Here is a 26,988-nt window from a genome sequence, read left to right on the forward strand (position 1 = left end):
TCAGTGGTCGGTCAGGTATTCCTCGAGCACCGGCCCGACCACCGCGAGCACCTCCGGCTCGATCATCTGGTTGTGCTCGCAGTCCACCCGCACCTCCCGGATGTCGCCAGTGACGGCGGGCCGCCATTCATCGGGCGAGTGTCCGTCCCCGCCGGAGCGGCCGGCGGAGAAGAAGAGGATGTCGCCGTCGAACACCGACGGGCTGAAGTCGTTCATGATGTGAGCCGAGTTGGCGAACCCGGCGCTGATCCGTTCGAGGTGCACGGCAGTCAGGCCGGTCTCCTGGCCGAACGACTCGTCGAGCAGTTCGACGGCCCGGGCGTAGGTCAGCGCGCCGTTGCCGGTCGTGGCGTCCGGTTCCAGGTCCAGGCCGAGTCCGTGCAGCAACTCCTCCACGCTGAGGCTGTCCGGGGTCCCGTCGTCTTCGTCGGTGACATAGCTGTCCATGATCGCGAGCGTCGAGACCGCCTCGCCGGACCGGCGCAGTTCGACGGCCATCGCGTGCGCGATCACCCCGCCCAGGGACCAGCCGAGCAGGTGGTACGGGCCGTGGTCCTGGACGGCCCGCATCTCCTGGACGTACCGGTGCGCCAGCTCCTCGATCGAGGAGAAGGTCGGACCCCCGCTGATCACCGGGAGCTGGAGCCCGTAGGCCGGGCGGTCGGCGGACAGGTGCCGCACCAGCCCCGTGTAGCCCCACGAGAGCCCGATCCCGGGGTGCACGCAGAACAACGGCGGCCGGGTGCCCTGCGGGCGCAGGGGGATGACCACGCGCAGGGCGTCGTCGACGGGGGCCGGCTGCATGCCGGACTCGTCGAGCAGCCGGGCCAGCCCCGCCGGGGTCGGGTCGAGGAACAGCGACTGCAACGGCAGCAGCTTGCCGAGTCGGGTCTGCACGTCGGCGACGACCCGGGTGGCGATGATGGAGGTGCCTCCGAGGTCGAAGAAGCTGTCGGTCACGCCCACCCGGTCCACCCCGAGCACCGACTCGAAGGCCTCGGCGACGGCGCGTTCGGCAGTCGTGCGCGGCGCCAGGTAGTCGTCGGCGCGCGAACCGAACTCCGGCGTGGGCAGGGCCCGGCGGTCGAGCTTGCCCACCGGGGTCATCGGCACCTCGTCGAGGACCACGACGGCCGAGGGCACCATGTGCGCGGGCAGTCGCCGCGAGGCGTACTCGCGGATCTCGGCCGGTGCCACCGCGCCGCCGTCGGCGCAGTACACGTAGGACGCGAGCAGGATGTCCCCCGACGGTCCGGGAAGCCCGAAGGTGGCCGCGAAGGTGATCGAGGGGTGACGGGCGAGCACCGCGTCGATCTCGCCGAGCTCGATCCGGAAGCCACGGACCTTCACCTGGAAGTCGCTGCGGCCGATGTACTCGATGGTGTGGACGTCCGGTTCCCCCTCGACCGGGGACGGCGTCGCCCGCCACCGCACGACGTCACCGGTGCGGTACATGCGCTGCCCCGGCTTCCCGAACGGGTCGGCGACGAACCGGTCGGCGGTCAGGCCGGGACGGCGGTGGTAGCCGCGGGCCAGGCCGGGGCCGGCGATGTACAGCTCGCCCGGCACGCCGAGCGGCACCGGCTGCAGACGGGTGTCGAGGACCATCTCGTCGAAACCGACCGCGGGCCGGCCGATGTTCACGGCCTGAGACGCGGTCATCCGGTCGCTGACACTGGCCTGGATGGTGGTCTCGGTGGGGCCGTAACCGTTGAACATCTTCCGGCCGACGGACCATTTCTGCATCAGCTCCGGCGGGCAGGCCTCGCCCGCCACGGCCAGCACCCGCAGGTTCTCGAGCCCGACGTCGTCCATGGAGGACAGCGCGGTCGGGGTGATGAACGCGTGGGTGACGTGCTCACGGCGCAGCAGGTCCTCGAGTTCGGCGCCGCCGTACACCGCGGGCGGGACGATCACCACGCTGGCACCGGCACTGAAGGCCATCATCAGCTCGAAGACCGAGGCGTCGAAGCTGGGCGAGGCCAGGTGCGATACCCGGGAGTCGACGGTGACGCGGAACCGGTCGTGCTCCTCGGTGGTGAGGTTCGCGATGCCGTGGTGGGTGATCACGACGCCCTTCGGCCGTCCGGTCGAGCCGGAGGTGTAGATCAGGTAGGCCGGGTTGGTCAGTCGCAGCGGCATGGTGCGGTCCGCGTCGGTCACCGGCGTGGGTGCGGCAGAAGACAACTCGTCGAGCGTCGCGTCGTCGTCGAGCACCAGCCACGGCACGGTGTCCGGCAGCGCGTCGACCCGGGCGGCCACGGTCATGCCGAGCACCGCCTCGCAGTCCGTCAGCATGTACTCGATCCGCTCGGACGGGTACGTCGGGTCCACCGGCACGAACCCGGCGCCGGCCTTGGCCACGGCCCAGATCGAGATGACCTCCTCGAGCGACCGGGACAGTCCCAGCGCGACGAACGTCTCCGGGCCCACCCCTCGCGAGCGCAGCAAGCGGGCCAGCCGGTTCGAGCGTTCGTCCAGTTCGCGGTAGCTGACCCGCTGGTCCTCGAAGGTCAGCGCGATCGAATCGGGGTCCTCCGAGGCCGCCGCCGAGAGCAGTTCGGGCCACAGCTGCGGCGGGCCGCCGGGACGCCCCTGCGCGGGAGCGAACTCGGAGAGCTCGTCCTGGTCGAGGATGGGGATCCCGCCGACCGGGCGGTGCGGGTCCGCGGTCACCGCGTCGAGGATCCGGACGAAGCGGTCGGCGAACCCCTGGACGGTCTCGGGATCGAAAAGGTCGACCGCGTAGTCGAACGCGGCGGACATGCCGGCCGGCTGCCGGTCGTCGTCGAACTCCTCGGCCAGCAGCAGTTCGAGGTCCTCCTTGGCCACCCGGGCGTCCAGCTCGACCCCCTCGACCGTGAGACCCGGCAGGTTCAGCCGCGGGCGTTCGGTGTTCTGGAACTCGAGGGCCACCTGGAACAGCGGGGAGTAGGACGTGGACCGGGCCGGGTTCAGCTCCTCGACGAGCCGCTCGAACGGGACGTCGGCGTTGCCGAACGCGGTCAGATCGGCGTCCTTGACCCGGGCCAGCAGCTCGACGAACGAGGCGGCGGGGTCGACCTGGGTGCGCAGCACCAGGGTGTTGACGAACATGCCGATCATGTCGTCGAGTCCGGCGTCGCCGCGGCCGGCGAGGGGGGTGCCGATCGCGACGTCGTCGGTGTCCCCCAGTCGGGCCAGCAGCATCGCGTACACGGCGTGCACCGCCATGAACACCGTGGACTCCTGGCCGCGGGCCACCGCGAGCAGTCGCCGGTGCAGGTCCGCGGGGACGGTGAACTCCACCCGGCTGCCGCGCAGGGTCTGCTGCGCGGGCCGGGGCCGGTCGGTGGGCAGCACCAGCACGTCGGACAGTCCGGCGAGCGTGGTGCGCCAGTACGCGAGCTGCGCCGAGAGCAGCGAGTCCGGGGCCTGGTCGCTGCCGAGCACTTCCTGCTGCCAGAGCGTGTAGTCGGCGTACTGGGCGGGCAGCGGCGTCCAGTCCGGGGCGTCTCCCTGCGTGCGGGAGGTGTAGGCGGCCATCACGTCCCGGGCCAAGACGGCCAGCGAGAAGCCGTCGGCGCAGATGTGGTGCACGACGATGACCAGCACGTGGTTGCGGTCGCCGAGTCGCAGCAGCCGGGCCCGGACCGGGACGGCCAGGGTCACGTCGAATCCGGCGGAGGCGAGGTCCGCTATCCGGGTGGGCAGCTCGTCCTCGGTGGTGTCGACGGTGAGCAGGCCCTCGAGCGCGTACGCGGTGGGCACCGTCTCCTGGACCGGGTCGCCGCCGCGCAGCGGGTACCGGGTACGCAGCGACTCGTGCCGGTCCACGACGTCGAGGACGGCGAGTTCGAGCGCCTCGCTGTCGAGTTCGCCGGTGAGCCGGACGGCCAGTGGGATGTTGTAGGCGGCCGACGTGGTGTCGAACTGGTTGAGGAACCACATCCGCTGCTGCGCGAGGGAAAGCGGGACCCGGTCCGGCCGAGACGCCGCGGTCAGCGCCGGCCGCGCCGGGGCGGACTCCCCGACCAGCGCGCCGACCCGTTCCGCGAGCGCAGCGACGGTGGGCGCCTCGAACAGTGCCCGGACCCCGATGTCGATGCCGAGTTCGGCGCCGAGCCTGGCGGTCACCCGGGTCGCGACCAGCGAGTTGCCGCCGAGGTCGAAGAAGTGGTCGTCGAGGCCGATCCGGTCCACGCCGAGCACCGTCGCGAAGACGTCCGCGACGGTGTGCTCGAGTTCGGTTTCCGGGGCCCGGAACTCGGTGGCGGCGGCGGTCACGAACTCCGGGGTGGGCAGGGCCGATCGGTCCAGCTTGCCGACGGGGGTCAGCGGGATCTCGTCGAGGACCGCCATCGCGGCGGGCACCATGTGCGAGGGCAGCCGGGCGGCAAGGGCGGCGGTGAGCTCGTGCACGTCGAGCCGGTACCCGGTGGCGGGCAGCACGTAGGCGGCGAGCACGGTGTCGCCGGACGGGCCGGGCACGGCGAGGGTGGCCGCGAAGCTGACCCCGGGCTGTTCGAGCAGCGCAGCGTCGATCTCGCCGAGCTCGATCCGGTAGCCGCGGATCTTCACCTGGAAGTCGCTGCGACCCTGGTACTCCAGCGCCGGTCCGGTGCCGTCGGAGTCGCTGCGCCAGCGGACGATGTCGCCGGTGCGGTACATCCGCTCGCCCGGTGCGCCGTGCGGGTTCGCCACGAACCTCGACGCGGTCAGTCCCGGCCGGCGGTGGTAGCCGCGGGCCAGGCCGGGCCCGGCGATGTACAGCTCGCCCGGCACGCCCTCGGGGACCGGCTGCAGGTGCGCCCCGAGGACCACCTCGCTGACCCCGCGGATCGGGCCGCCGAGGGTGATGGGCTCGCCCACCGTCATCGGCACGCTGATGTTGGACATGACGGTGGTCTCGGTGGGCCCGTACGCATTCGACAGGCGCCGGCCGGGCGCCCAGCGGGCCACCAGGTCGGGCGGGCAGGCCTCGCCGCCGAACACCACGTCGGCGAAGTCGTCGAGGCCGGTGGGGTCGACGGTGGCCAGCGCGGCCGTGGTGACGAAGGCGTGGGTGACCCCCTCGTCCGCGACGAGCCGGGCCAGTTCGGCTCCGCCGTACACGGTGGGCGGCGCGATGACCATGGTGGCGCCGGCCCCGAAGGCCTGCAGGTACTCGAACACGGCGCCGTCGAAGCTGGGCGTCGAGAAGTGCAGGGTGCGCGAGCGGGCGGTCGCCCCGAAGCGCTGCAGCTGGTCCCGGGCGAAGTTGTCGAGTCCGCTGTGGGAGACCAGGACGCCCTTGGGGACACCGGTGGAGCCAGAGGTGTACACCAGGTAGGCGGCGCTGCGCAGGTCGATCGGGCCGGTGCGGTCGGCGTCGGTCAGGGGCCGCGGCGACCGGGCCGCGCAGTCGGCGGCGAACGCGGGGTCGTCCAGGTGCAGCCACCGCACCGTCGCCGGCAGTCGGTCGCGGTGCGCGGTCATGGCCACACCGAGGGTGGCGCCCGAGTCGGCGAGCATGTGCTCGATCCGCTCCGCCGGGTACGTCGGGTCCACCGGCACGAATGCCGCGCCGGTCTTGGCAACCGCCCACATCGCCGACACGGATTCCACCGATCGAGGGATGCCCAGTGCGACAAAGGTTTCCGGACCGGCGCCGAGTTCGACGAGGGCGCGGGCCAGCCGGCTGGAGTCCTCGTCGAGTTCGCGGTACGTCACGCTGCGGCCGCCACCCGCGCCGTCCGGGGCGTGCAGCGCGACCGCCTCGGGATCACGCGCGGCCGCCTCCGACAGGATCTGTGGCAGGGTGCGCGACGATCCCCCGGCGCCGCCGCGGACCGGGAGCAGCCGCTCGCGTTCCGCCTCGTCGAGTGCGTGCGAGTGGGCGCGCGGCACCGGTGCGTGCGGGTCGGCGGCGACGGCCGCGAGCACCCGGCGGACCCGGTCCGCGATGGCCGCGACCGCGTCGTCGTCGAACACGTCGGCGTCGTACTCGAACTTCAGGTTCAGCCGCTCGTCGCCGGACGCCACCAGCGCCAGCGGGTAGTGCGCCGAGTCCCGCCCGTGGATCCCGGCAACCCGCAGTCCGGCGATCTCCGTCTGCGCGGTCAGGCCGGCGCGGTCGACCGGGTAGGACTCGAACACGGTGAGGGTGTCGAAGGCGGCGCCGGGGCCCGCGGCCCGCTGGATGTCGGCCAGGCCCAGGTGGTGGTGCTCGAGCAGGGCCGCCTGCTCGGTCTGGACGCGGTCGAGCAGCTGGGCGACCGTCTCGTCCGGGTCGAGGGTGACCCGGACCGGGATGGTGGTGATGAACAGCCCGACCATCGACTCGATGCCGGGGATCTGCGGCGGCCGTCCGGACACGGTGCCGCCGAACACGACGTCGCTGCGGCCGGTCAACGCGGCGAGCACGATGCCCCACCCCACCTGGACCATCGTGTTGAGGGTGACGCCGCGCTCGCGTCCGAGGGCCCGCAACCGCTCGGTCTGCTCCTCGGTCAGCGCGACCGCGGCCTCGCTGGAGCCGACGGCGCGGTGCGCGGCGGCCGGCGCCAGCAGGGTCGGCTCGCCCCGGTCGGCGAGGAGCCGACGCCAGGCGTCCGCGGCGTCCGCGTCGTCCCGCCGGGACAGCCAGGTCAGGTAGTCGCGATACGGGCGGACGGGCGGCAGCACGGCCGGGTCGGCGTCGGTCGCGTACAGGGTGAGCAGGTCCCTGATCACCAGCGGCGTGGACCAGCCGTCGAGCAGGATGTGGTGGTTGGTGATCACCAGCCGGTGCTCGGACTCGCCGAGCCGGACCAGCAGCATCCGCAGCAGCGGCGGCGCGGACAGGTCGAACCCGGCGACCCGGTCGGCGTCGACGGTGGCGGCGAACTCTCGGTCCCGGTCCTGCGGGCCGCGGCCGGAGAGGTCCACCTCGGTCCACGGCAGCGTCACCCGGTCGGCGACCACCTGCACGGCCGCTCCGGACTGGTCGTGCACGAAGGCCGCCCGCAGGTTCGGGTGCCGGTCGAGCAGCGCCTGACCGGCCCGGCGGACCCGGTCGGCGTCCACGGTGCCGCGCAGGTCCAGGGTCAGCTGCACCACGTACGGGTCCACCGTGGCGTCGGAGAACTGGGTGTGGAACAGCAGGCCGGACTGCAGCGGCGAGAGCGGCCACACGTCGGTGAGGTCCGGGAACCGGGCCTCGAGCCGCTCGATCGCACCCTGGTCGAGCTCGACCAGGGCCAGGTCGGACGGGGTGAGTCCGCCGGTGTCCGGCGCGGCGGCGTGCCGGCCGAGGGCGGTCAGGGCCTCGACCCACAGGTCGGCGAGGCGTCGCACCTCGTCGGCGCCGAGCACCCCGGTCGGGAACGCCCAGGTGGCGCGCAGCCGGGAGCCGTCGTCGGCGGCGAGGGTGACGGCGTTGACGTCGAGGACCGCGGCGACCGGCAGGCTCGGGCTCGGCCCGTCGTCGAGCCGGGTGTCGGTGACGGGCAGCCACCCCGAGTCCAGGTGCTCGAGCTGCTGCGTGCCGGTCAGCCGGCCCAGGTAGTTGAAGCTGATCTGCGGCCGGCGGGGCTCGTCGAGCGGCGACCGGGCCAGGTAGCGCAGCAGGCCGTAGCCGATGCCGTGGTCCGGGACGGCGAGCAGCTTCTCCTTGACCGCCTTCACCGCGGCGCCGGCCGCCGGGCCGCCGGCGAAGGCCTCGTCCAGGTCGACGCCCGCGAGGTCCAGCCGGACCGGGAAGATCGTGGTGAACCAGCCGACGGTCCGGGACAGGTCGACCCCGGGCACCACATGCTCCTCGCGGCCGTGGCCCTCGAGGCTGACCAGCGTGTCGGCCTCCTGGCCGCCCCGCTCACGGCGCCAGCGCGCCACCGCCATCGCCAGCGCGGCCAGCAGGCCGTCGTTCACGCTGCCGTGGAAGGACTCGGGCACGGCGGTGAGCAGCGCCTCGGTGACGGCGGCGGGCAGCTCCACCTCGACGGTGTCGACGGTGGCGTGGACGTCGACCGCGGGGTCGAGTGCCCGCGCGCCGAGCAACGGGTCCGGGGCCGCGAGTTCGGCGCGCCACCGGTCCGCCTCGTCCCCGCGGTCGGCGGCGACCTCGGTCAGCGCGTGCGCCCAGCGCCGCATCGAGGTGCCCACCGGTGCCAGGGCGGGCTCGTCGCCCGCGGTCACCTGCGACCAGGCGGTGGCGAGGTCCGGCACCAGGATCCGCCAGGAGACGCCGTCGACGGCCAGGTGGTGCGCGACCACCAGCAGTCGGCCGGCGCCGGCCGCCGGTGCGAACCACACCGCCTGCAGCAGCACCCCCGTCTCGGGGTCGAGCCGGCCGGCGGCCGCGTCGAGAGCGGCGCCGGCGGTCGCGACGAACTCCGTGCCGGTGACCGAGTCCACCTCGACCCGGGTGAGCAGGTCCGCGGCCCGCACGGTCCCCGGCTCCGGCACCTCGAGCGTCGGTGCCCCCGACGCCGGCCGGTGCAGGGTGGCGCGGAGCATGTCGTGGCGGTCCAGGACTGCCTGCAGGGTCCGTTCGAGCCCGTCCCGGTTCGCTTCGGCGGGCAGGGTCAGCAGCGCGGTCTGGGTGTACCGGCGAACGTCGCCGCCGCGGTCGAGCAACCAGTGCATCACCGGGGTGAGGGGCGCGGTGCCGACTCCGCCGCCGGGCAGTTCGTCGAGCACCTCGGCCGCCTCGGCGCCGTCACCGCGGGCCACCGCCGCGAGGGCCGCGACCGTCTTGTGCTCGAACACCTCCCGGGGCGTGAGCACCAGGCCGGCGTCCTTGGCCCGGGCGACCAGCTGGATGGACATGATGCTGTCGCCGCCGAGGCCGAAGAAGGAATCGTCGACACCCACCTCGTCGAGGCCCAGCACCTCGGCGAACAACCCGGCCAGCAGCGTCTCCGGGCCGGTCCGCGGGACCCTGCCGGAGCCCGCCGACGCCCCGAAGTCGGGATCGGGCAGGGACTTGCGGTCCAGCTTGCCGTTCTCGGTCAGCGGCAGCCGGTCCAGCACCACGATGGTGGCCGGCACCATGTGGGCGGCCAGGTCGGCGGCGAGGAACTCGAGCAGGCCGTCGCGGTCAGGGGCGGCGCCGGGCTCGGGCACCACGTACCCGACGAGCCGGGTGCGGCCCTGTCCGTCGTCGTGCACCAGCACCACGGCCTGCGCGACGCCGGGGTACCGCAGCGCGGCGGCCTCGATCTCGCCGAGCTCGATCCGGAAGCCGCGGATCTTGACCTGGAAGTCGCTGCGGCCCAGGTACTCCAGCTCCCCGGCGGCGCTCCAACGGGCCAGGTCGCCGGTGCGGTACATCCGCTGCCCGGGCCTGCCGTCCGGGTCGGCGACGAACCGGCCGGCGGTCAGCGCGGACCGGCCCAGGTAGCCGCGACTGACCTGGTCGCCGGTGACGTAGACCTCGCCGGTGACGCCGGGCGCCACCGGGTGCAGCCGCCGGTCGAGCACCGCCACCCGCAGGCCCGGGACCGCGCGGCCGATGACGCTGGCCGCGGAGGACGCGGCGCGGGCGGCGTCGAGCGGCAGCCGCGTCACGTGCACCGTGGTCTCGGTGATGCCGTACATGTTGACCAGGCGCGGCGCGTCGTCCGAGTGCCGGCCGTACCAGCGGCCGAGCTGGGCGAAGTCCAGGGCCTCGCCGCCGAAGATCACCAGCCGCAACGCCAGGTCCGGCGCGTCGGGCTCGGACTCGGCGGCCACCCGGTCCGCCTCCGCCAGCTGGTAGAACGCGGTCGGGGTCTGGTTGAGCACCGTCACCCGTTCGCGGCGGAGCAGGTCGAGCATGGCCTCCGGGGACCGGGCGGTGTGGTAGTCGACCACCACCAGCCGGCCGCCGCGCAGCAGCGGACCCCACAGCTCCCACACCGAGAAGTCGAAGGCGTAGGAGTGGAACATCGTCCACACGTCGCGGTCGTCGAAACCGAACTCGTCGGCGGTGTTCGCGAACAGCGTCAGCACGTTGCGGTGTGCGACCTGGACACCCTTGGGGCGGCCGGTGGAGCCGGACGTGTAGATCACGTAGGCCACGTCGTCCGGGTCCAGCGGCGCGCGGCGGTCCGCGTCGGTGACCGGCGCCCCGGAGGCGGCGGCGAGTGCGGCGGTGAGCTCCGGGGAGTCGACGGCCAGTGTCGGCGCGCCGAGCGTGGACAGCTGCGCCGATTCCTCGGCGGTGCACAGGATGCACAGCGGGGCGGCGTCCGCGACGGTGAAGGCGAGCCGTTCGGTGGGGTAGCTCGAGTCCAGCGGCAGGTACCCGGCGCCGGACTTCACCACGGCGAGCAGCGCCACCACCAGGTCCGCCCCCCGCGGCAGCGCGACCGCGACGAGGGTCTCCGGGCCGGCCCCGCGGGCGACCAGCACCCGGGCCAACCGGTTGGCCCGGTCGTCGAGGGCGGCGTAGGTCAGTGTGGTCTCGCCCATGGTGACGGCGATCGCGTCGGGGAAGCCGGCCGCCGCCCGGCCGAACGCGTCGGCGAGGGTGTCGGTGCCCGCGCCGACGCCCGGCTCGTTCCACTCGGTGAGCATGGCGTGGCGTTCGGCGGCGGTGGTCACCTCGACATCGCCGACCGCACGGTCCGGGTTGGCGGTGACCGCGCCGAGCATCGCCGTGAACCGGTCGGCGAACCCCCGCACCGTGTCGGCGTCGAACACGTCGGTGGCGAAGGTGAAGGCGCCGGTCATGCCGTCGGGGGCGCCGTCGCGGTCGTACCGCTCGGCGAGGGTGAGCTGCAGGTCGAACTTCGCGACCGCCAGGTCGAGGTCGAGGCCGCCGGCGGTGAGCCCGGGCAGCTCGAGCCGGGGCAGCTCGTTGTTCTGGAACTCGAGCATCACCTGGAACAGCGGCGAGTGCGACGTCGACCGTTCCGGGGCGACGGCGTCGACGAGACTCTCGAACGGGAGGTCGGCGTGGCCGAACGCGGCCAGGTCCGACTCCCGTACGTCGGCGAGCAGCCCGCGGAACGAGGCGTCCGGGTCGATCGTGCTGCGCAGCACCAGGGTGTTGACGAACATGCCGACCAGCTCGTCCAGTCCGGCGTCGCCGCGACCGGCCACCGGGGTGCCGACCGCGAGGTCGTCGGCGCCGGACAGCGCGGACAGCAGCAGCGCCAGCGCGGCGTGCACGGCCATGAACATCGTCGAGTTCGCGCCGCGGGCCAGTTCGGCGAGCCGGCGGTGCACGGCGGGGTCGACGTGCAGCGGCACCGTCGCGCCGCGGAACGAGCGCTGCACCGGACGCGGGCGGTCGGTCGGCAGCGCCAGCACCTCCGGCAGACCGGACAGGGTCCGGGTCCAGAACTCGAGCTGCCGCGACAGCAGGGACTGCGGGTCGTCCGCGGCGCCCAGCAGGTCGCGTTGCCAGAGCGCGTAGTCGGCGTACTGCACGGGCAGCGGGGCCCAGTCGGGGCCGTGCCCGGCCGTCCGGGCGGTGTAGGCGGCCATCACGTCCCGGGCCAGCGGCGACATCGAGAAGCCGTCCGCGCAGATGTGGTGCACCACGATGGCGAGCACGTGCTCGTCGTGGCCGCACCGCAACAGCGTGGCGCGGACCGGTGCGGCGTGGGTGACGTCGAAGCCGGCGGCGACGAATTCCGCGATCCGCGGGGCCAGTTCGTCCTCGGTGACCCACTCGGTGACCAGCTCGGGCAGTGCCGCGACCGCGGGCACGACGATCTGGACGGGCTCGCCGCCGACTCGCGGGAACATGGTGCGCAGGGCCTCGTGCCGGTCCAGGACGTCGAGGACCGCGGCCCGCAGCGCGTCGGTGTCCAGTGCGCCGGTGAGCCGGACCGCGAGCGGCACGTTGTAGGCGGCGGATTCGGTGTCGAACTGGTTGAGGAACCACATCCGCTGCTGGGCTAGCGAGAGCGGCAGCCGCTCCGGTCGCGGCCCCGCCGTCAGCTGCGGCCGCGGGCCGGTCGCCGGCCGCTCCGATTCCAGCCACCGGGCCAGCGCGGCCACGGTCGGCGCCTCGAAGAGGGCGCGCACCCCCACCTCGGTGTCGAGGGCGGCGCCGAGCCGGGCGGTCACCCGGGTGGCGATCAGCGAGTTGCCGCCCAGGTCGAAGAAGTGGTCGTCGACGCCGACCCGCTCGGCGCCGAGGACCTCGGTGAACACCTCCGCGACCGTCCGCTCGAGCTCGGTGCGGGGGGCCCGGTACCCGGCGCCGGAGTTGGCGTACACCGGTGCCGGCAGCGCCGCCCGGTCCAGCTTGCCGACCGGGGTCAGCGGAATCTTGTCGAGCAGCGTGACCGCGTCGGGCACCATGTGGGCGGGCAGCCGGGCGGCGGCGAAGTCCCGGACCTCGGCGCCGGTGAGCGGGCGGCCGTCGACCACCCGGACGTAGGTGGCCAGGCGGGTGACGCCGGCGGCGTCCCGATGCCCGGTGGTGACGGTGAAGTCCACGTCCGGGTGCGTGGCGACCACCGCGTCGATGTCGCCGAGCTCGATCCGGAAGCCACGGATCTTGACCTGGAAGTCGCTGCGGCCGATGTACTCGACCGCCCGTCCGCCGTCCGGCGCGCCGCGCCAGCGGACGATGTCACCGGTCCGGTACATCCGCTCGCCGGGTGCGCCGTGTGGGTTCGCCACGAAGCGTTCCGCGGTCAGCGCGAAGTTGTGGTGGTAGCCGCGGGCCAGTCCGGGCCCGGCGATGTACAGCTCGCCCGGTGTCCCCTCCGGGACCGGCTGCAGGTAGGTGCCGAGCACCAGTTCGGAGACGCCGCGGACCGGGCCGCCGATGGTGACCGGCTCCCCCGCGACCAGCGGGTCGCTGATGTTCGACATGATCGTCGTCTCGGTCGGCCCGTAGCCGTTGTGCAGGCGCCGGCCCGGTGCCCAGCGGGCCACCAGGTCCGGCGGGCAGGCCTCGCCGCCGACGCACACGCAGCCGAACTCGTCGAGTCCCGTGGGATCGACGGTGTCGAGCGCCGCCGTGGTGACGAAGGCGTGGGTGACCCGCCCGTCCGCGATCACCCGGGCGAGTTCGGCGCCGCCGTACACGCCGGGGGGCGAGATCACCATGGTCGCGCCCGCCTCGAACGCGAGCAGGTAGTCGAGCACCGACGCGTCGAAGCTGGGCGTCGCGAAGTGCAGGATCCGCGACGCCGGCCCGGTCCCGTAGCGGTCGGCCTGCTCCCTGGCGAAGTTGTCGAGGCCGTCGTGGGTGAGCACCACGCCCTTCGGGACGCCGGTCGAGCCGGAGGTGTAGATCATGTATGCGGGATGGTGCAGCCGCAGCGGTGTGCTCCGGTCCGGGTCGGTGACCGGCGCCGGGGAGCGGGACGCCATCAGCGACTGGGTCTCCGGGGCGTCGAGGACCACCCAGTCGACGTAGTCGGGCAGGCGGTCGCGGTCACGGGCGACGGTGACCCCGACCCGGGCGCCCGAGTCCGTGAGCATGTGCGCCACCCGCTCCGGCGGGTAGTTCGGGTCCACCGGCACGAAGGCCGCACCGGTCTTGGTGATCGCCCACATCGTCTCGACGGACTCCACCGACCGCGAGACGGCCAGCGCCACGAACTCCTCCGGTCCGGCGCCGCGCTCGGTGAGCAGCCGCGCCAGCCGGTTCGACCGCTCGTCGAGCTCGCGGTAGCCGACCTCGCGACCCTCGAAGGACAGCGCGACCGCGTCGCCACGGCGGGCGGCGGTGTCGGCGAGCAGGTCCGGCAGCGTCCGCAGGGACCGGCCGGGGCGGCCGCGGACCGGGACCAGGGCGTCGTGTTCGGCCGGCGAGAGCAGCCACAACTGCGCCAGCGGGAGGTCCGGCGTCGCGGCGAGTGCGTCGAGCGTGCGCCCGAGCTGGGCACCGATCCGGTCGATGGTGTCGGCGTCGAAAAGTTCCGGGAAGTACTCCAGCTTCAGGGTGAGGCGGCCGGTGTCGGAGGCGATCAACGCCAGCGGGTAGTGCGCCGCGTTGGCGGTGTCGTGCACGCCGACCACGTGCATGCCGGCGATGTCGGTGTCCTCGGTCAGCCCGGCCCGGTCCACCGGGTAGGACTCGAACACGGTGAGCGTGTCGAAGGTGGCGGCGGGGCCGACCAGCTGCTGGATCTCGGTGAGGCCGAGGTGGTGGTGCTCGAGCAGGGCCGCCTGTTCCGACTGGATCCGTTCGAGCAGGGTGCCGAGCGACTCGGTGGGATCCAGGGTGACCCGGACCGGCAGGGTGTTGATGAACAGCCCGATCATCGACTCGATGCCGGGGATCTGCGGCGGCCGCCCCGACACTGTGCCGCCGAAGACCACGTCCCGGCGGTCGGTCAGCTCGCTGAGCACTATGCCCCAGGCCGCGCGGATCAGGGTACTGACGGTCAGCCCGCGTGCGCGGGCCAGCGCGCGCAGTTCCTCGGTGCGCCTGGCCGGGACCTCGAGCCGGACCTCCCGGGACTCGCTGTCGCGGGTGCGGCCGAGCCCCAGCGGGCTCAGCAGGGCAGGTTCCTCGATGCCGGCCAGCGCGCGGCGCCACGCGGCGGCGGAGTCGGTGTCCTCGCGGTGGGTGAGCCAGGTGAGGTAGTTGCGGTACGGGTGCACCGCGGGCAGCTCGGCGGCGGAGCCGTCGGTTGCGTACAGGGTCAACAGATCCCGCAGCAGCAGCGGCATCGACCAGCCGTCGAGCAGGATGTGGTGGTTGGTCAGGATCAGCTTCTGGGTTTCCGGCCCGGTCCGGATCAGCAGGAACCGCAGCAGCGGCGCGACGGCCATGTCGAACCCGAGGGCCCGGTCCGCGGCCATCACCCGGTCCACCTCGGTGCCGCGTTCGTCCGGGGACAGGTCCGCGAGGTCGAGCTCGGACCACGGCAGCTCCACCCGGTCCTGCACCACCTGCACCGGTCGGCCCGTGCTGTCCGCGACGAACGAGGTGCGGAGGTTGGCGTGCCGGTCCAGCAGCGCCTGGCCCGCCCGCCGCATCCGCTCGGGCTGCGCGCCACGCAGTTCGAGCGTGAGCTGCACTGTGTACGAGTCGACGGTCCGGTCGGCCAGCTCGGCGTGGAAGAGCAGGCCGGACTGCAGCGGTGCGAGCGGCCACACGTCGCTGAGCGTGCGGTGGGTCCGCTCGAGCCGGTCGATCTCCGCCTGGTCGAGGGTCACCAGGTCCAGGTCGGACGGGGTGAGCCCACCCGCCTCCGGGGCGGAGCCGTGCCGGGTCAGCGCCTGCAGGGCCTGCGACCACAGCTCGGCGACCTCACGAACCTCCGGTTCGGTGAGGATCCCGGTGGGGAACGCCCAGGTGGCGCGCAACCGGGAGCCGTCGGCGTCGGCGAGTGTGACGGCGTTGATGTCGAGGACCGCGGCGACCGGCAGGTCGGGATCCTGGACCAGGTTCAGGTCGACGTCGGAGGTCGGCATCCACCCCGTCGGCGTGACGGACTCGTTTCCGTCGGTGGCGAACCTGCCGAGGTAGTTGAAGCTGACCTCCGGTACCGGCAGCGGCGCCAGTTCCGCGGCGCCGTCGGTGTCCAGGTGCCGGAGCAGGCCGAACCCGATCCCGTGGTCGGCGAAGGCGAGCAGTTGTTCCTTGACCGCCTTGAGCGCGGTCCCGGCGGCCGCACCGCCCGCGTACGCGTCGTCGAGGTCCACGTCGCCGAGGTCGAGTCGCACCGGGAACAGCGAGGTGAACCAGCCGACGGTGCGGGACAGGTCCGCTCCGGGGACCACGTGCTCCTCGCGTCCGTGTCCCTCGAGGTTGATCAGCGCGCCCGGCCGCGTGTCCGCGTCGCCGCGGTCGCGCCGCCACCGGGTCAGCGCCATCGCCAGCGCGGTGAGCAGGCCGTCGTTGACGCTGCCGTGGTACTTCTGCGGGAGCGTGGCCAGTACCCCGTCGCTGACCTCGGCGGACAGCTCCACGGTGACCCGCTCGACCGTGGCGCCGACGTCCCGGCCCGGGTCGATCGCCCGCGAACCGAGCAGCGGATCGGGTGTGGCGAGCGTGCGTCGCCACTGGTCCAGTTCGTCGCGACGGTCGGCGGCGAGGTCCGTCAGCGCGTGCGCCCACCGTCGCATCGAGGTACCGACCGGGGCCAGCGCCGGCTCGGCGCCGGCCGTCACCTGCGCCCAGGCCGTCGCGAGGTCGGGGACAAGGATCCGCCAGGAGACGCCGTCCACCACGAGGTGGTGCGCGACCAGCAGGATCCGGCCCTGGCCGGCCGCCGAGTCCAGCCACACCACCTGCAGGACGGCGCCCGTCGCCGGGGCCAACCGGTCCTGCGCGGCGTCGAGCTCGGCCAGGGCTGCCGCGGCGAAGGCGTCGGTCCCGGGCGCGGCCTCCACCGGCACCCGCCGGACGTACTCCCCCGCCGGCGCCGAGCCGACCGGCCGCACCTCGACCGCGTCGCGGTGCAGCCGGGCCCGCAGCATGTCGTGCCGGTCCACGACGGCCTGCACCGTCGCGACCAACTGTTCGACGGTGTCCAGGTCGGAGGGGGCCCGCAGCAGGATGTTCTGCGACATCCGGTCGAACGAACCGCCGCGGTCGAGCAGCCAGCGCACGATCGGGGTCAGCGGCAGCTCCCCGACCCCGCCGCCGGGCAGTTCGTCGAGCACCGGCGCGACGGCGTCGCTGACGGTCGCGACCGGGGCCAGACCGGCGACGGTCTTGCGTTCGAAGATGTCGCGGGGCGAGAGCTGGATCCCGGCCGCCTTGGCCCGGGCCACCAGCTGGATGGACATGATGCTGTCCCCGCCGAGAGCGAAGAACGACTCGTCGGCGCCCACCGAGTCCAGGCCGAGCACCTCGGCGTACAGCCCCGCGAGCAGCGTCTCCATCTCGGTGCTCGGCGCCCGACCGGACTCCGGGCGGGAGGTGAAGTCCGGGGCCGGCAGCGCACGCCGGTCCAGCTTGCCGACCGGGGTGACCGGCAGCTCGTCGAGCACCACCAGCGCGGCGGGCACCATGTACGGCGCCAGCTCCGACCCGACGAAGGCGAGCACCTCGGCGGGGTCGGGGGCCGACCCGGCCTCGGGCACGAGGTAGCCGACCAGTCGGCCCCGCCCGGCGGGGTCGGGCCGGGTGGTCACCACGGCGTGCGCCACTCCCGGGTAGCGCGAGAGCGCCGACTCGACCTCGCCGAGCTCGATGCGGTACCCGCGGATCTTGACCTGGAAGTCGCTGCGGCCCAGGTACTCCAGGTCGCCTACGGTCTGCGTCCCGGTCCCGGCGTTCCACCGCGCCAGGTCGCCGGTCCGGTACATCCGGGCGCCGTCGGTGCCGAACGGGTTGGGCACGAACCGTTCGGCGGTGGTGCCGGGGCGGTTGCGGTACCCCCGGGCCAGTCCGGGCCCGGTCACGTACAGCTCCCCGGTGACACCGCGAGGCACCGGCCGCAACCGTGCGTCGAGCACCAGTTCGCCGCAGCCGAGCGGCGGCCGGCCGATGGTGACCGGGACGGCCGGGTCCATCGGACCGGTGACGCTGGTCGCGACGGTGGCCTCGGTCGGGCCGTACGCGTTGAACATCCGGCGCCCGCCGCGGACCCACTGCGCCACGAGTTCCGGCGGGCAGGTGTCACCACCGGTGATCACGACGCCGAGGTCGTCGAGGCCGGTGGCGTCCACCGACGACAGCGCCGCGGGGGTGACGAACGCGTGGGTGACGCGTGCGTCGCGCAGCAGCTCGCGCAGTTCCTCGCCGCCGTAGACGGTCGGGTCGGCGACGACCATGGTGGCGCCGGCGCCCAGGGCCAGCAGCAACTCGAGCACCGAGGCGTCGAAGCTGGGCGAGGAGAAGTGCAGGGTCCGCGAGTGCCGCGTGACCCCGAACCGGGTGCGCTGGTCCTCGGCGAAGTTCGCCAGGCCACGGTGCGTCACCACGACGCCCTTCGGGACACCGGTCGAACCGGACGTGTAGATCAGGTAGGCGGGATGGTCGAGCGTCAGCGGGACCGTCCGGTCGGCGTCGGTGACCGGGGCCGCGGACAGGCCGGCGAGCTCCGCTTCGGTGTCCGCGTCGTCGAGCACGAGGTGGGGCACCGCGTCCGGGAGCGACTCGCGGTGGGTGGACAGGGCCAAGCCCAGGACCGCCCCGGAGTCCTCGAGCATGTGCAGGATCCGGTTCGCCGGGTAGTTCGGGTCGACCGGCACGTAGGCGGCGCCGGTCTTGGCGACCGACCACACCGCAAGGATCGACTCGAACGAGCGCGGCATCGACACCGCCACCACCGATTCCGGTCCCACTCCCCGCTGGATCAGCAGGCGCGCCACCCGGTTCGAGTGTTCGTCGAGATCGCGGTAGGACACCTCGCGCCCGGCCACGACCAGGGCGGGTGTGTCCGGATCGACCGCGACCGCCGCGGCCAGCAGTTCGGGCAGCGTGCGCGGCGCCACCGCGGGGCCGCCGGCCACCGGCGTCAGCTCCGTCCGTTCGGCGGGTCCGAGGATCTCGGCGTCCCCGATCGGACGGTCCGGCTCGGTCGTGACGCCGGCGAGGATCCGCTGCAGCCGGTCGGCCAGCACCGCCACCGACGACCGGTCGAAAAGGTCCGTGGCGTAGGTGAACCCGGCCGTGATGCCGGCCGGCGCCCCGTCCTCGTCGAACTCTTCGGCGCAGGTCAACTGCAGGTCGAAATTGGAGATGTCGGTGCCGAGGTCGATGCCCTCGACGGTCAGTCCCGGCAGTTCGAGCCTGGCCCGCTCGTTGTTGCGGAACTCGAACATCACCTGGAACAGCGGCGAGTGCGCGGTGCTGCGTTCCGGCGCGAGGGTCTCCACGAGTCGTTCGAACGGGACGTCCGCGTGGTGGAACGCCTCCAGGTCGCGTTCGCGGACGTCGGCCAGCAGTTCGGTGAACGACGCGCCGGGATCGACCGGGGTCCGCAGCACCAGGGTGTTGACGAACATGCCGACCAGGCCGTCCAGGGCGGCCTCGCCGCGGCCGGCGATCGGGGTTCCGACGGCGATGTCCTCACCGGCGCTCAGCCGCGCCAATAGCACCGCGAGGGCGGCGTGCACCGCCATGAACACCGTCGAGTTGCGTTCCCGCGCGGTGGCCACGATGCGACGGTGCAGCGCCGCATCGACGGTGAAGGTGAACTCGGCACCGGCCAGCGACTGGGTCATCGGGCGGGGGCGGTCGGTGGGCAGGTCGAGCAGGTCCGGCAGCCCGGCCAGGGTCTGCGACCAGTAGTCGGTCTGGGCGGCGAGCACGCTGTCCGGGTCGGCGGGGTCGCCGAGCGCGGCGCGCTGCCACAGCGTGTAGTCGGCGTACTGGACCGGCAGCGGCGCCCACTGCGGGGCCTCCCCCTGGACGCGGGCTCCGTAGGCGGCCATCACGTCCCGGGCCATCGGCGCCATCGAGAAGCCGTCCGCGCAGATGTGATGCACCACGATGGTCAGCACGTGCTCGCCGGGGCCGACCCGCAGCAGGACGGCCCGCAGCGGCGGCGCCGTGGTCACGTCGAACCCGGCACGGGCCAGGGCGGCGATGCGCGTCGGCAGTTCGTCCGCGGTGACCGGGACCGTCTCGAGGCCCGGCAGCGCGTCCGCGGCGGCGAGCACCTCCTGGGTGGGCTGGCCGCCGCGCAGCGGGAACCTGGTGCGCAACGACTCGTGCCGGTCCAGGACGTCCATCACGGCCGCGCCCAGCGCGTCGGTGTCGAGGTCCCCGGTCAGCCGCACGGCCATCGCGATGTTGTACGCCGCGGAGGTGACGTCGAACTGGTTGACGAACCACATCCGCTTCTGCGCCAAGGACACCGGCAGTGGATCCGGCCGCGTCGCCGGTTCCAGTGCCGGGCGTTCGACGCCCCGGGCGCCCGCGGTCTCGATCCGCAGGGCCAGCGTCGCCACGGTCGGTGCGTCGAACACCTCGCGGACCCCGACCTCCGTGCCCAGCGCGGCATTCGCGCGGGCCACCAGGCGGGCGGCGACCAGCGAGTTGCCGCCGAGGTCGAAGAAGTTGTCGTGCACCCCGACCCGGTCCGAGGCCAGCAGGTCGGCGGCGATCGAGGCCAGGATCTCCTCGACCGGGTTGCGGGGGGCCACGAACTCGGCCGCGGAGGCCAGGAACTGCGGCTCGGGCAGGGCCCGACGGTCCAGCTTCCCGGACGGGCCCAGCGGCAGCTCGTCCAGCACCACAATCTGCGCCGGCACCATGTACGGCGCGAGTTCCGTTGCGGCGCTGACGCGTACCGCGGCCGGATCGGGGGCGGCGCCGGGAGCGGCCACCACGTAGCCCACCAGGGCCTCACCGGTGAGGTCGTCGTGGTGGACCACCACCACCGCCTGCCCGACGGCCGGGTCGGTCAGCAGCGCCGCCTCCACCTCGCCGAGCTCGATGCGCTGACCGCGCAGCTTGACCTGGAAGTCGCTGCGGCCCAGGTACTCGAGCGCCCCGCCGCGGTCCTTCCCCGGGGCCGGTCCGGGCAGCCCCAGCCGTCGGACGACGTCGCCGGTCCGGTACATCCGCGGGGCGGGTCCGTCCGCGGCACCGGTGGCGAACGGGTTCGCCACGAAGCGGTCCGCGGTCAGGTCGGCGCGGCCGACGTAGCCGCGGGCCAGCTGCACGCCGGCGAGGTACAGCTCGCCGCGCACGCCCACCGGGACCGGGTGCAGACGCGAGTCGAGTACGTACACCTGGGTGTTCCAGACCGGCACGCCGATCGGCACGCTGTCGTGGTCGGCGGACGAGGTGGGCCAGGCGGTGACGTCGACGGCCGCCTCGGTGGGGCCGTACAGGTTGTGCAGCTCGGCTCCGGTGAAGCGGCGGAAGGCCTCGGCGGTGGTCGGGGGCAGCGCCTCGCCGCTGCAGAACACCCGGCGCAGCCCGGCGCAGTCGTCGGCGCGGGCCCCGGCGAGGAAGGCCGAGAGCATCGACGGCACGAAGTGCAGCGTGGTCACGGCGCGCTCGGCGATCAGCCGGGACAGGTAGCCCGGATCGCGGTGCCCGTCCGGGGCGGCCAGGACCAGCCGGGATCCGGTCTGCAACGGCCAGAACAGCTCCCACACCGACACGTCGAACGTCGTCGGTGTCTTCTGGAGGACGACGTCGGACCGGTCCAGCGGGTAGGTGGCCTGCATCCACTGCAACCGGTTGACGATGGCGCGGTGGGTGACGGCCACGCCCTTGGGCCGGCCGGTGGACCCGGAGGTGTAGATGACGTACGCGGTGTTGTCCGGCCGCAGCCCCGCCGCCGGGAGCTCGTCGGCGGTCAGCGGGCCGGCGTCGCGATCGGACAGGTCGAGGGTGTCCACCGCGACCGTGTCGATGCCGGTGTCCGCGGGCAGTGCGTCCTGCTCGGCGGCGGTGGTGAGTACGCACACCGGAGCGGCACTGCCGAGGACGTAGCGGGTGCGCGCTTCGGGGTGGTCCGGGTCCAGCGGCACGTACGCGCCGCCGGCCTCGACCACCGCGTAGATGCCCACCATCAGGTCCAGGGACCTGCGCATCGCCACCGCGACCCGGGACTCCGGCCCCACGCCGCGTGCGATCAGCGCCCGGGCCAGCCGGTGGGTCCGGGCCGCGAACTCGGCGTAGGTCAGTTCCTCGTCGCCGCAGACCAACGCCACGGCGTCGGGGGTGCGGGCTACCTGCGCCTCGAAGAGGTCGACGAGGGTGCCGTCGGGCACCTCCGCCGCGGTCGCGTTGAAGTCCTCGACCACCCGGCGGTGTTCGTCGGGGCTGAGCAGCGGCACGTCCCCGACCACGACCGTGGCGTCGTCGGCGACCGCCTCCAGCATCCGGACGAAGCGGTCCGCCAGCGCGGACATCGTGGTCGCGTCGAAAAGGTCGCGGGCGTAGGACATCTGACCGGACACGTGGCCCGGCCGACCCTGTTCGTCGGTGTGCTCGGTGGCGATCACCTGCAGGTCGAACTTGGCGGTCCCGGTGTCGACGTCGTCGACGTCGACGGTGAGGCCGGGCAGGGTCAGGTGTCCGTCCACGGCGCCCTGCAGCACCAGCATCACCTGGAACAGCGGCGCGTGCGCCGCCGTCCGGTTCGCCGCCACGGCCTCGACCAGTCGCTCGAACGGCAGATCCGCGTGCCGCAGCGCCTCGAGGTCCCCGGTCCGGGTCCGCTCCAGCAGTTCGGTGAACCTGGTGCCGGGGTCGACCTGGGTGCGCAGCACCAGGGTGTTGACGAACATGCCGATCATGTCGTCGAGGTCCGGGTGGCCGCGGCCGGCGACCGGGGTGCCGATCGAGATGTCCTCGGCGCTGCTCGCACGGGCCAGCACCACCGCCAGCGCGGCGTGCAGCACCATGAACAGGCTGGCGTGGTGCTCGCCCGCCAGTGCCAGCAGTCGGCGGTGCAGGTCCGCGTCCAGCGTGAAGTCGACGGCGCCGCCGCGCATCGACGGGCGGGTCGGGCGTGGGCGGTCAGCCGGCAGGTCCAGGACCTCCGGTGCGCCGTCGAGGGCCGCGGTCCAGTACTCGAGCTGCCGGGACAGCAGGCTCGCCTCGTCGTCGACCTCGCCGAGCAGTTCGCGCTGCCAGGCCGCGTAGTCCGAGTACTGCACTGCCAGCGGGGTCCAGGACGGCGCCGCGCCCTCGACCCGGGCCTTGTACGCGGTGATCACGTCCCGCGCCAGCGGCCCCATCGACAGTCCGTCGGCCGCGATGTGGTGGACCACCAGTACCAGGGTGTGCGAGGTGGGCGCCGTCCGCAGCAGTCGGGCCCGCAGCGGCGGCTCCGTGGTCACGTCGAAACCCTCCGCGCCGAGCGCGGCGACGCGGCGCCGCAGCACCGGCGCCGGCACGTACTCCGGTGTCAGGTCGGGCAGTGCCTCGTCGGCGGTGAGGACCATCTGTACCGGTCCGTCGGGGGTGTTCGGGAAGACGGTGCGCAGGGTCTCGTGCCGGGTGACGACGTCGGCGACGGCCGCGCCGAGCGCCGCCTCGTCCAGTTCACCGGTGAGCCGGACCGCGATCGGGATGTTGTAGACCGCGGAGGTGTGGTCCAGTTGGTTGACCACCCACATCCGCTGCTGGGCCGGGGAGACGGGAGCGGGACCGGTGCGCGGCCGGCGCACCAGGGCCGGCTCGCCGGACGCATCAGCCCCGCCGGAGGCGAGGAAGGCGTCCACCCGGGTGGCGAGGCCTGCCACCGTGGGCGATTCGAAGAGGTCGAGGACGCCGAGTGTGCAGCCGAGCGCCGCGTTGGTCCGGGCCACCACCCGCGTCGCGACCAGGGAGTCTCCGCCGAGGTCGAAGAAGCTGTCGTCGATGCCCACTCGGGGGACGCCGAGCAGGTCCGCGAAGATGGTGGCGATCCGCTCCTCGCTCGGTGTGCTCGGTGCCCGGTACTCGGCTGCGCCGGTGTCGAACTGGGGCTCGGGAAGCGCGTGGCGGTCGAGCTTGCCCGCCGGCGTCAACGGCACCTCGTCCAGCACCACGATGGTGGCGGGCACCATGTGTGCGGGCAGTGCCTCGGCGGCGTGCTCGAGCAGTTCGGCGCGGTCGATCGCCATCCCGGGCAGCGCCATCACGTAGCCCACCAGCGAGAGGTCGCCCGAGGGACGGGCGTACCCGGTGGTCAGGGCGTACCCGACCGTCGGGTGGGCGCGCAGCACCGCGTCGATCTCGCCGAGTTCGATGCGGTAGCCGCGGATCTTGATCTGGAAGTCGCTGCGGCCCAGGTACTCCAGTTCCCGGTCGGGTGTCCACCGGGCCAGGTCGCCGGTCCGGTACATCCGTTCGCCGGGCCCGCCGTGCGGGTTCGCCAGGAAGCGCTCGGCGGTGGTCCCCGGCCGGTCGCGGTAGCCGAGGGCGAGTCCGTCGCCGGTGACGTACAGCTCGCCCGGCACACCCACCGGGACCGGGTGCAGGCGGCGGTCCAGCACCATCTCGCCGGCGCCGCGGCTGGGGCCGCCGATGGTCACCGGCCGCCCGAGGGCCAGCAGCGAGCTGATGCCCGCGACCACGGTGGTCTCGGTCGGACCGTACGCGTTGAACAGGGCGCGGCCCGGTGCCCACTGCGCGACGAGCGCGGGCGGGCACACGTCACCACCGGTGATCACACACTGGAGGTGGTCGAGGCCGGTCGGGTCGACGGAGCCGAGCGCGGCGGGCGTCACGAACGCGTGGGTGACGCGTTCGCGACGCAGCAGTTCCGCGAGTTCCGCGCCGCCGTACACGGTCGGCGGCGCGATCACCATGGTGGCGCCGGCCGTGGTGGCCATCAGCAGTTCGAGGATCGAGGCGTCGAAGCTGGGCGAGGAGAAGTGCAGGGTCCGAGCGGAGTCGGTGATCACAAAGCGCGCGGCCATCTCGGCCGCGAAGTTGGCCAGCCCGCGGTGACCGACCACCACGCCCTTCGGGACACCGGTGGACCCCGACGTGTAGATCAGGTACGCCGGGTCGTCGATGTGCAGCGGCCGGGTGCGGTCGAAGTCGCCGACGGCGGACGTGTCACCGCCGAGGGTTCCGTCCGGTTCGTCGAGGACGAGCCATCCGGTGCCGTCGGGAAGTCGGTCGCGGTGGGCACGGACCGTCAGGCCGAGGGCGGCGCCGGAGTCGGTGAGCATGTGCTCGATGCGGTCCGACGGGTAGTTCGGGTCCACTGGCAGGAAGGCGGCCCCGGTCTTGGCCACCGCCCAGGTGGCGGTCACCGACTCGAGCGAGCGGGCGATGGCCAGCGCGACAACCGATCCGGGACCGGCGCCGCGCCCGATCAGCATCCGGGCCAGGGCGCTCGAACGCGCGTCGAGTTCGTGGTAGGTCAGTCGCTCGTCGCCCAGGACCAGCGCGTGGCGGTCGGGGTCGACGGCGGCGGCGTCGGCGAGGATCTGTGCGAGGGTCCGCGGGGCCACCGGGCCGGGGCCTCGTACCGGGGCCAGGGCCGCGTAGGCGGCGGCGTCGAGGATCGCGATGTCCCCGACCGGTCGATCCGCGTCGGCGACCGCTGCGTCGAGGATCCGGCCCAGTCGGACGGCGAACTGTTCGACGGTGGCGGCGTCGTACAGGTCGGCCGAGAAGTCGATCCGGACGGTGAGTCCACCGGGTTCGCCTGAACGGGACAGGCTTTCGGTCAGGTCCAGGTTCAGCGCGGATTCGGGGTGGTCGACCTGCCCGGCGCCGGCGGTGAGCAGCACCTGCGGCGCGGCCGGCCGCGGCCGTCGGCCGTCGGCGGCGAGCGCCTCGGCGATCCGCTCGAACGACAGCTCCACGTGCCGGAAGGCGCGTTGCTCGGTGTCCCGGGCCCGGCGGAGGTGGATCGCGAAGGTGGCGGCGGGGTCGACGGTGGTTCGCAGCGGGACCAGGTCGGTGGGGCCGGCCGCCGACGCGTCCGGGCGACCGGCGTCCGGCCCGTCGATTGCCCGGTCGTTCGTCGCACCGAGCGGGGCGCCGATGACGATGTCGTCGGACTCGGTGACCCGGCCGAGCAGCACACCGAGTGCGGTGTGCAGGACGGTGAACGCGGTGACGTCGTGTCGCCGGCCGAATTCGGCCAGCGCCGCGTGCCGGCCCGCGTCGAGTGTCAGGTCCGCCGTGCCGCGCCGGGCGGTGCGGTGTGCAGGACGGTGGCGATCCGGCCGCGGCAGCGCCGCGACCTCGGGGAGCCCCGCCAATTCCGTGGTCCAGAACGCGATGTCGCCGGCCTCGCGCAGCCTGCGGGCGCCGAGCACCGCGGACTCGGGGTGCAGGTCTGCGATCAGGGTGGACGGGTCGGCCGCGAGCAGTTCGTGGATCAGTTCCACGAACCGGCGGTGGTGGGTGCGCAGTTCCTCGTCCCCGTAGCGGTTCGGGTTGCCCCGGAAGTCGACGAGAGTCCTGGCGGGCGAGCCGCTTTGGTAGATGTTGACGAGGAGGTCCTGCACCGGACCGGACGTCACGATGTGGTACTCCCCGACGATCGACCCGAGGGTGATCTCCTGGTGGAAGAGCATCACGTTGACCATCGGGCCGCTCAGGCCCTCCCGGCCGCCGGTCATGCCCGCGTCGCGGCGGATGTCCTCGAGGCTGCAGCGCTGATGACGCAGGGCCCCCATCAGTTCCAGCTGCACCCGCTGCACCAGGTCGGTGACGGTGTCGTCGGCGTCGACGGTGATCCGCAGCGGCGCGACGTTCACCAGCATGCCGCCCGAACGCTGCAGCGGCGCGGTGGTGCGAGCCGACACCGGGAGGTTGACCAGTACGTCGTGCTTTCCGGTCATTCGCGAGAGGTAGCAGGCGAATCCGGCGATCAGCAGCGCCGCCGACGTCGCCCCGACGACCTCGTCGGACGCGTTCAGTCGGTCCAGCGCCGCGTCGGAGAGTTCGGCACTCTCGAGCCGGCTTCGGGCCGCTGCGGGGCCCTCGCGTTCGGCGAGGGTGGAACCCTCCTCGATCCCCACGATGTGCCGTGCCCAGTACTCACGGTCGGCCGCGAACCTGGTGGAGTCCCGGTACTTCTGGTCCAACTCGTAGAGCGTCCGCAACTCCAGGGCCCGGTTCGGTTCCGGCTCCGTCCCCTTGACCTGCGCGGTGTACAGCGCGGCGATGCGGTTCACCATCACCATGCCGCTGTACCCGTCCAGCGCGACATGGTGAATTCGCGTGTACCACAGGTAGTCCCGCTCCCCGACCTGCAGAACGCTCATCGCGACCAGGCGGTCGTGAGTGAGCCGGATGGGCGTGACGTAGTCGTTGTCCATCCAGTCGTGTGCCGCGGCGACCGGGTCGGCCTGCCCGCGGAAGTCGACGAACTCGACGGTCGGGTCGATGGTGTGGTCGACCATCTGCCGGGGTTCACCGTCGACGTCCACGAGACGCAGGAAGGGGGACTGGAACTCGTGCGCCGCGGTGACCGCCGCGGCCCGCAGTACTTCGAGGTCCAGGTCTCCGTGCAGGTCCACGTACTGCGCGATGAAGGTGGGCACCGCCGGCGCGAGTTGCTGCGAGAACCACATGCTGCGCTGGACCGCGGTCAGCGGGAAGGCAGTGGAGGGGCCAGCCGGGTGCTGAGCATGCTGTTCGCCGGTCTTGGTGCGATCCGCATCCGGATCAGTCGAGAAGAAATCCGTCATCGTAATCCCTAGGGCAATGAGGCGTGCGATTGCTCTTGCGGCGTGTCGCTTCTTCCTTTTCTAAAGGGTATCGAGATG

At 73.2% G+C, this 26,988-nt stretch carries 1 protein-coding gene; it reads right to left on the bottom strand.

The window, feature by feature from the left end; translation table 11 throughout:
* Complete coding sequence (locus tag RT2_RS09990) at positions 1 to 26,910, bottom strand: non-ribosomal peptide synthase/polyketide synthase (protein ID WP_083577277.1); 26,910 nt, start codon at positions 26,908 to 26,910, stop codon at positions 1 to 3.
* Positions 26,911 to 26,988: the final 78 nt, after the last annotated feature.

It is taken from the genome of Rhodococcus tukisamuensis NBRC 100609, assembly GCF_001894985.1.
Lineage (GTDB): Bacteria > Actinomycetota > Actinomycetes > Mycobacteriales > Mycobacteriaceae > Rhodococcus_G > Rhodococcus_G tukisamuensis.